Source organism: Streptomyces oryzae, from assembly GCF_017676365.1.
Lineage (GTDB): Bacteria > Actinomycetota > Actinomycetes > Streptomycetales > Streptomycetaceae > Streptomyces > Streptomyces oryzae.
This window is the reverse complement of record NZ_JADKMA010000272.1, coordinates 1-7,438: the sequence shown is the minus strand read 5'-3', so window position 1 is coordinate 7,438 and position 7,438 is coordinate 1. Positions and strand designations below refer to the sequence as shown.

The 7,438-nt window shown below is 73.5% G+C and carries 8 protein-coding genes; 5 read left to right on the top strand and 3 right to left on the bottom strand.

Features of this window, described 5'->3' with window-relative positions; translation table 11 throughout:
* Positions 1 to 59 precede the first annotated feature (59 nt).
* Entirely contained in the window at positions 60 to 932 is an 873-nt protein-coding gene (locus ITI46_RS32060) for a DMT family transporter (protein ID WP_209243454.1), read from the bottom strand.
* Positions 933 to 1,021: 89 nt separating this feature from the next.
* Here ITI46_RS32060 and ITI46_RS32055 point away from each other — a divergent pair, with 89 nt between their 5' ends.
* Both ITI46_RS32055 and ITI46_RS32050 read left to right on the top strand, forming a co-directional pair.
* Positions 1,022 to 1,609: a helix-turn-helix domain-containing protein gene (locus ITI46_RS32055; RefSeq protein WP_209243453.1), complete on the top strand. Its 588-nt coding sequence runs from the start codon at positions 1,022 to 1,024 to the stop codon at positions 1,607 to 1,609.
* A 32-nt stretch (positions 1,610 to 1,641) separates the two neighbouring features.
* Positions 1,642 to 2,202 carry a YbaK/EbsC family protein gene (locus ITI46_RS32050; RefSeq protein ID WP_209243452.1) on the top strand — a complete coding sequence of 187 codons (561 nt, stop codon included), beginning with the start codon at positions 1,642 to 1,644 and terminating at the stop codon, positions 2,200 to 2,202.
* Positions 2,203 to 2,220: 18 nt separating this feature from the next.
* Here the strand turns inward: ITI46_RS32050 and ITI46_RS32045 are convergent, their stop codons facing one another.
* Both ITI46_RS32045 and ITI46_RS32040 read right to left on the bottom strand, forming a co-directional pair.
* Positions 2,221 to 2,730 (bottom strand): GNAT family N-acetyltransferase, encoded by a 510-nt coding sequence (locus tag ITI46_RS32045; RefSeq protein WP_307808411.1) that lies wholly within the window; start codon positions 2,728 to 2,730, stop codon positions 2,221 to 2,223.
* Between the two features lie 24 nt (positions 2,731 to 2,754).
* Positions 2,755 to 3,162: a CoA-binding protein gene (locus ITI46_RS32040; protein ID WP_209243451.1), complete on the bottom strand. Its 408-nt coding sequence runs from the start codon at positions 3,160 to 3,162 to the stop codon at positions 2,755 to 2,757.
* Positions 3,163 to 3,262: 100 nt separating this feature from the next.
* On the opposite strand from ITI46_RS32040, the gene ITI46_RS32035 reads away from it, so the two are divergent.
* From ITI46_RS32035 to ITI46_RS32025, 3 genes are all read left to right on the top strand, one after another.
* The gene (locus tag ITI46_RS32035) at positions 3,263 to 3,931 is read left to right on the top strand and encodes a YigZ family protein (protein ID WP_209243450.1); all 669 of its coding nucleotides are present in this window, start codon (positions 3,263 to 3,265) and stop codon (positions 3,929 to 3,931) included.
* A gap of 68 nt (positions 3,932 to 3,999) precedes the next feature.
* Complete coding sequence (locus ITI46_RS32030) at positions 4,000 to 5,283, top strand: exonuclease SbcCD subunit D (RefSeq protein ID WP_209243449.1); 1,284 nt, start codon at positions 4,000 to 4,002, stop codon at positions 5,281 to 5,283.
* Positions 5,280 to 7,438: AAA family ATPase (locus tag ITI46_RS32025; RefSeq protein ID WP_209243448.1), on the top strand; the 2,159-nt coding region annotated here is incomplete at its 3' end. The genes ITI46_RS32030 and ITI46_RS32025, both read left to right, overlap by 4 nt.

The following is a 7,438-nucleotide window of genomic DNA, read 5'->3' as shown; positions in this document are numbered from 1 at the left end:
GTGTCTACGAGTCAGGGGTGCGGACGACGCCGAGCCCGAGAGCTGACGCCGGTGAGCGGTCAGCCCGAGGCGAGCAGCACCGTGCCCAGCAGCGCCAGCCCGGCACCCGCGGTCTGCATTGCCCGCAGCCGTTCCTGGAGGACGCCCCTGGCGGCCAGCGCGGTGACCACGGGGTAGAGCGAGGCGAGCACGGCGGCGACCGTGACCGGGCCCGACTGCGCGGCGACGGCGTACGTGCCGTTGGCCGCGACATCGGCCAGGCCCACGAAGGCCAGCGCGGGCAGCGTCGTCCACACCGCCCGCATCCCCTCCCCGGGGAGCGCCGGGGTGCCCCGCAGCACGGAGGCGCAGAGCGCGCCGCCGCCCACGATCACGTTGACCACCCGCTGGACGAACAGCGTCAGAAAGAGCCCCGTGACGGTCGTGGACGCCTCGGCGACCAGGCTCATCGTCGCACCGAAGCCGAAGGCGGCGATCACCGTCAGCAGAATCGTCCGCTGCTGCACGGGCGCTCCGCCGCCGCCCACGCCGCCGGCCAGCACCACACCGGTGACGGCGACCAGGGTGCCGGCCACCTGCACCAGGCCGGGCCGCTCGCCGTGCAGCACCATGCCGACGGCCACCGGAACGGCCACGCTGCCGAGGGTGGCGACGGGGGAGACCACGCCCATCGGGCCGATGGCCAGCGCCCGGTAGAAGCACAGCATCGACACAGGGCCGATGGCGCCGGCCCCCACCGCGCACCACAGCAGGCGGGCGTCCAGTTCGCTCCAGGCACCCGTGCCGAGCACGATGGCGCCGAGCACCAGACAGGCCGCCCCCTGCGAGACGACCACCACGGTCAGCTCACGCAGTCGCTTGCTGAGCAGCCCGCCGCCGAAGTCGGCCAGCCCCCACAGGAGGCTGGTGGCCAGCGCGAAGACAGCGGTCATGGCGGAAAACCTCGCAGTACAGTGTGGTGAACGCTTAAGTCCAGCACACCGTAGTTCACCGCAGTGCACTCTGCAATCTAGTATTTTGGATGGTGCGGAACACCGTGACGGACCTCGACAACCTCACGCAGGCCCTCGCCCGCAATCTCAAGCACCTGCGGGCCGAGCGCGGTTTCACCCTGGACGCGCTGGCGGCGCGGGCAGGGGTCAGCCGGGGCATGCTCATCCAGATCGAACAGGCCCGCACCAACCCCAGCGTCGGCACCGTAGTCAAGATCGGCGACGCGCTCGGCGTCAGCATCACCTCGCTGCTGGACTTCGACCAGGAGCCGCAGGTCAGGCTGGTTCCCCCGGAGCAGGCTGTACGGCTGTGGTCCACCGAGGCGGGCAGCCACAGCACGCTGCTCGCCGGCACGGAGGCGCCAGGGCCGCTGGAGCTGTGGCACTGGACGCTGGTGCCGGGGGACGCCAGCAGCTCCGACCCGCATCCCATCGGCACCACCGAGCTGGTCCACGTCACCGCGGGCACGCTCACCCTGGAGGTGGACGGCGACACCTACACCGTCCCGGCCGGAACCTCCGCCTGCTTCGAGTCGCACGTCCCGCACGGCTACCGCAACGACGGCACGGAGACCGTCGAGATGACGATGGCCGTCTCGGTACCCGAACCGCGCTGACCCCGCGGCGCGGGGCTGGCTAGGGTGCCGGTATGCGAGCGCCCATCGGAGACTTCGACAACGCACGGCCGGCCACCGAGCTGCTGGACCAGCTGGCCGCCCCCGTCGCCGCCGCCGTACGCGACTGGGAAGGCCCCGTCCCCGCCGACCAGTTGCTCCACGTCGACACCGAGCCGGAGAAGGCCGACACCGCCGCCTTCGTCGAGACCTACGGCCAGGACCTGCTGGAGACCTCGGCCAACTGCGTCGTCGTCGCCGCCAAACAGGGCGGAGTTCGCACCCTCGCCGGGTGTGTGGTGCTCTCGTCCTGCCGCGTGGACGTCAACGGAGCGGTGCGGCGCGGCCTCGGCGCCCGGAAGGTGTCCTTCGCACCGCACGAGACCGCCGTCGGCGAGACCGGCATGGAGTACGGCGGCATCACCCCCATCGGGCTGCCCGCCGACTGGTCACTGCTGCTGGACGCGGAAGTCGCCGCACTGCCCTGGGTACTGATCGGCAGCGGCAGCCGCCGGGGCAAGCTCATCGTGCCGGGCAAGGCCCTGGCGACGCTCCCCGGCGCCGAGATCGTGGAGGGGCTGGGACTGCGCGGCTAGGGGCTTCCCCTTCGTGGCTCAGCTCCCCGAGTGCGGGGCGGCGGCCTCCAGCGTGCTCACATCCAGCGACAGGGGGATCGAGTGTTCGGCGAAGCCCATGGAGCGGTACATGGCCTCCGCCTCCGGCGTCGCGTGCAGATCCACCCGTGTGACGCCGCTGCGGGCGAACTCGTCCAGTAGCGCGGCGGTCGTCGCCCGTGCGTAGCCGCGGCCGCGGTACCGCTCGTCAGTGCATACGTTGAAGATGAAGCCGAACAGTCCGTGGGGGCTCGCCGGCGCGGGCAGCCGTTCCTCGACCCGGCCCACCGCGCACGCCGCGAGGTGGGCCGGCAGACCGGGCCCCTCGCCGTCGACCACGAACGCCAGCAGTGGCGAGTTCGGTTGCGCGAGCTGCTGCCGCGCGATGCGCACGGCTTCCTTCTCCCACGGCCCCGGTTCGTCCCGCCCTCTCATCGCGGCGAACATGATCCTGCGCAGCCGCGCGATCTCCTCGGCGTCGTCCGGGGTTGCCCTTCGTATCTCGCTCACATGGCGGAGATTACCCGGACGGGCTCAGTCCAGGAGCGGGATTTCGATGGCCGGGCAGCGGTCCATCACCATGTGCAGGCCGGCCGCGCGAGTGCGGTCGTAGGCGGCCTCGTCCACCACGCCGAGCTGGAACCAGACGGCCTTGGCGCCGATGGCCACCGCCTCGTCGGCCACCGGGCCCGCCAGGGCCGAGTTGACGAAGACGTCCACCACATCCACCGGGAACGGGATCTCCGCGAGGCTCGCGTAGCCGCGCTCGCCGTGCACCGTTTCCGCCTTCGGGTGGACCGGCACGACGCGCTTGCCGTAGCGCTGGAGCACCTGGGCCACCCCGTACGCGGGCCGGGAGGAGTTCTGTGAGAGGCCCACCACCGCCCAGGTGTCACCCAGCTCGGTGAGAATGTCCCGCACCGTTCCGGAATCGCCGTACATCGCTTCCTCTTCTCCCTAGTACGCCATGATTCGCCCTGTTCCCGGGACAACGGCTCGTACCCCGCGCCGATTCCCGGGGCCCCGGCCATAGGCTGGCGGGATGCAGCAGGAGCAGCCCGCACAGCAGGACCAGCGGCCCGAAGGGCCCGCGCAGTACCTCACCGTCGCGGCGGAGGGCGTGCACGAGACCGAGGTCAACCGGTCCCGCTTTCTGTGTGCCCTCGCCCCCGCCGCCACCGAGACCGAGGCGCAGGAGTTCATCGCCCGCGTCCGCAAGCAGCACCCCGGGGCGAACCACAACTGCTCCGCCTACGTGATCGGCGCCGACGCGAGCATCCAGAAGGCGAACGACGACGGCGAGCCGGGCGGCACAGCGGGCGTGCCGATGCTCCAGATGCTGCTGCGCCGCGAGGTCCGCTACGTGGTCGCCGTCGTCACCCGCTACTTCGGCGGCGTCAAACTGGGCGCGGGCGGCCTCATCCGCGCGTACGGCGGCGCGGTGGGCGAAGCCCTGGACGCCGTCGGTACCGTCACCCGGCGGCGCTTCCGGCTGGTGACGGTCACGGTCGGCCATGAGCGTGCCGGACGCCTGGAGAACGAACTGCGCGCCACCGGCCGCGAGGTGCGTGAGGTGCGCTACGGCGCCGAGGTCGGTATCGAGCTCGGGCTGCCCGACGAGGAGCTGGCCGACTTCCGCAGCTGGCTCGCCGACGCCACAGCGGGCACCGCGCGGATCGAGGTGGGCGGCGAGGCGTTCGGCACCGTCTGACCGCGTGGGGCCGTGCCGTGCCGGGGTGCGGCATGCGCTGTCAGTGGTGGGCCTTAAGGTCGTTGACCATGCGTCTGCTGCACACCTCGGACTGGCATCTGGGCCGGAGCTTCCACCGCGTGAGCCTCCTCGATGCCCAGCGCGCCTTCCTCGACCATCTGGTCGCCACCGTCGAGGAGCGCGCGGTGGACGCCGTGCTCGTCTCCGGTGACATCTACGACCGCGCCGTTCCCTCGCTCGCGGCGGTCGAGATGTTCGACCACGCGCTGCACCGGCTGGCCGAACTCTCCGTGCCCACCGTGATGATCTCCGGGAACCACGACTCGGCCCGCCGGCTGGGCGTCGGCTCGGGACTGATGCGCCGCGCGGGCATCCACCTGCGTACGGACCCGCACCAGTGCGCAACTCCCGTGCTGCTCGACGATGCCTCCGGTGGCGGCCAGGTCGCCGTCTACGGAGTGCCGTATCTGGAGCCCTCGCTGGTGCGGCAAGCCCTCGGCGCCGAGGGCAGGGGCCACACAGCGGTGCTGCGCGCCGCGATGGACAAGATCCGCGCCGACCTCGCAGCCAGACCTCCCGGCACCCGCTCGGTCGTCCTGGCGCACGCCTTCGTCACCGGCGCCGAAGTCTCCGACAGCGAACGGGACATCACCGTGGGCGGTGTCGCTTCCGTGCCCGCTTCCATCTTCGACGGCGTCGACTACGCCGCGCTCGGCCATCTGCACAACTGCCAGACCGTCACCGAACGGGTGCGCTACTCCGGAACCCCCCTCGCCTACTCCTTCTCCGAGGCGGGCCACCCGAAGTCCATGTGGCTGGTGGACCTCGGACCCGGCGGGGAGCTCGCCGCCGAACGGCTGCACTGCCCGGTGCCACGCCCCCTCGCCCGGCTGCGCGGCACGCTCGACGAGCTGCTGACGGACCCGGCCCACGAGCAGTACGCGGACTGCTGGGTGGAGGCCACCCTCACCGACGCCGCCCGCCCCCACGATCCGATGGCCCGGCTGGCGAAGCGCTTCCCGCACACCGTCAGCCTCGTCTTCGCGCCGGAGCGGGAGGAGACCGAGGACGGACGCTCCTACGCCGTACGGCTGAAGGGCCGTACCGACCGGCAGATCGCCGAGGACTTCGTCGGCCACGTACGTCCAGGGCGCGGGGCGGCGGCCGAGGAACGCGAGATGCTGGGCCGGGCGTTGGAGGCGGTGCGGGTCGCCGAGACCGCCGAGCCGCAGGAGCCGCCTGCCGTGTCCCGTACGGGGCCCGCCGTCTCCCGTACGGCCCCCGCAGTGCGTCCCGAGGGCGGCGGAAGCCCGCGGCCGGCCGCCGACGGCGCGCGTGAGGTGGCCCGTTGAGGCTGCACCGGCTCACCCTCACCGCCTTCGGCCCGTTCAGCGGCACCCACACCGTCGACTTCGACGCCCTCTCCTCGGCCGGGCTCTTCCTGCTGCACGGCGCCACGGGCGCGGGCAAGACCTCGGTGCTGGACGCCGTGTGCTTCGCCCTCTACGGGCAAGTGCCCGGCGCCCGCCAGCAGCCCGGCGGCACCCTGCGCAGCGACCACGCCGACCCGCACACCCGCACCCAGGTGGTGCTCGACCTCACCGTCGCCGGCCGGCGGCTGGAGCTCACCCGCGCCCCCGAGCAGCTCCGCCCCAAGGCCCGGGGCACCGGCCTCACCCGCGAACGGGCTCGCTCCGAACTGCGCGTCCGGGACCCGGAGACCGGCGAGTGGCACGGTCTCAGCCGCTCCCATCAGGAGATCGGTGAGGAGATCAGCCAGGCGCTCGGCATGAGCAAGGACCAGTTCTGCCAGGTGGTCCTGCTGCCGCAGGGCGACTTCGCGCGGTTCCTGCGCTCCGGCGCCGAGGACCGGGGGAAGTTGCTGGGCCGCCTCTTCGACACCGGCAGGTTCGCCGCCGTGGAGGAAGAGCTGGCGCGGATGCGCAAGAGCGCCCAGCAGGAAGTGGCCACGGCCGACGAGGAACTGCTGGCCCTCGCCCACCGGATGCGGCAGGCCGTGGGCGAACCGGCAGAGTTGGGCGAAGGACCGGCGGACGCGCCCGACGCGGAGTCGGTCCCCGGCCAGCGCTCCGCCCCGGGGACCGGCACCGCTCCGGCCGGAACCGGTGGCAGTACCCCTGGCGGCGACGGGACGGACGGCCGGCGAGGCGGCCGGACCGGAGCCCTGACCGGTGGCCGGGGCGGCACTCGCGCCAAGCAGGGCCGTGCCAAGCAGAGCACGGCGCCCGAGCGCGGCCGGCTCGCGCCCGGCGACCCCGGCCTCACCGACGCCGTACTGGCCTGGGCGGCGCAGGCCCGCGCGTACGCCCGCGAACGTCTCACCTGCGCGGCCCTCGCCGCCGAAACTGCCCGCGAGCGGTACACCACCGCCGTAGGAGAACTGGAGGCGAGCCGCGAACTCGACCGCGAGCAGCAGCGGTTCGCACGGGCCCGGCAGCGCGCCGACGAGCTGGCGGCCAGGGCCGGGGAGCGGGACGCGCTCGGTCGTCGCCTCGAGCGCGCGCAGGCCGCGGAGGCCGTCGCCCCCGCCCTCCGGCTGCACCACACCGCCCGCGACGAGCACGCCCGCGCCCGCGCAGCCGAACGGGAAGCGCGCGCCCGCCTCCCGCACACCCTGGCCGAAGCGGAGCCCGAGCGGCTGACGGCGCTGGAGGGGGAGCTGCGCCAGGAGCTGGGAGCGCTGCGGGCCGCCCGCGAGGAGGAACCGCGCGCCGCCGCCATCGAGGCCGAACTGCGCCGTCTGGACGCCGAGTCGCGGGCTGATGAGGAACTGCTCCGCGAGGCGGGGGAGTGGCTGGCGGGCTGGGAGGAGCAGCGGTACGTGCTGCAGCGCAGGGTGGACGAGTCGCTGGAGGCCGCCACCCGCGCCGAACGCCTCGCGGGCCGGCTGCACCCGGCCCGCGCCCGGCTGCAGGCCGCCCGCCGCCGCGACCAGCTCGCCGTCGAGATCGAGACCGCCGCCGAAGCCCTCCGGCAGGCCAGAGAGGAGGCCGCCGAGGCGAAGGAGCAGTGGCTTGCCCTGCGCGAGCGGCGGCTGCGCGGTATCGCGGCCGAGCTCGCCGCGAACCTGACCGCGGGCGAGCCCTGCGCCGTCTGCGGTTCCACGGAGCACCCCGACCCGGCCCGCGAGGAGCGGGACCACGTCGACCGCGCAGCCGAGGAGGAAGCCCTCACGGCCGGCCAGCACGCCGCCGAACGCCGCCAGTCCGCCGAACAACGACTCGCCGCCCTGCGCGAGAGCCACAGCACCGCAGCCGCGGAAGCGAGGGGGGAAGCCGCGCGGAGTGAGGGAGATGCCGGGGCGGTGAACGGTGCGGGGCCGGGGGAAGGTGCCGGATCGGCGATGGGCGCCCGACCGAAGGAGGACGCCGGGTCGGCGATGGGCGTCGGGCCGGGGGAAGGCGCTGGCTCGGCGGGGTTGGAGGGAGATGCCGGGTCGGCGAAGGAGGCCGGGTCGGGGGCGGACATCGGGCCCGGGGAGGACGC

What these genes read in the sequence shown, in the direction of transcription:
- ITI46_RS32060 (WP_209243454.1), bottom strand. Translation starts at nt 932, where the DNA reads ATGACCGCTGTCTTCGCGCTGGCCACCAGCCTCCTGTGGGGGCTGGCC.
- ITI46_RS32040 (WP_209243451.1), bottom strand. Translation starts at nt 3,162, where the DNA reads ATGTACGGCGATTCCGGAACGGTGCGGGACATTCTCACCGAGCTGGGT.
- ITI46_RS32030 (WP_209243449.1), top strand. Translation starts at nt 4,000, where the DNA reads ATGCGTCTGCTGCACACCTCGGACTGGCATCTGGGCCGGAGCTTCCAC.
- ITI46_RS32035 (WP_209243450.1), top strand. Translation starts at nt 3,263, where the DNA reads ATGCAGCAGGAGCAGCCCGCACAGCAGGACCAGCGGCCCGAAGGGCCC.
- ITI46_RS32050 (WP_209243452.1), top strand. Translation starts at nt 1,642, where the DNA reads ATGCGAGCGCCCATCGGAGACTTCGACAACGCACGGCCGGCCACCGAG.
- ITI46_RS32055 (WP_209243453.1), top strand. Translation starts at nt 1,022, where the DNA reads ATGGTGCGGAACACCGTGACGGACCTCGACAACCTCACGCAGGCCCTC.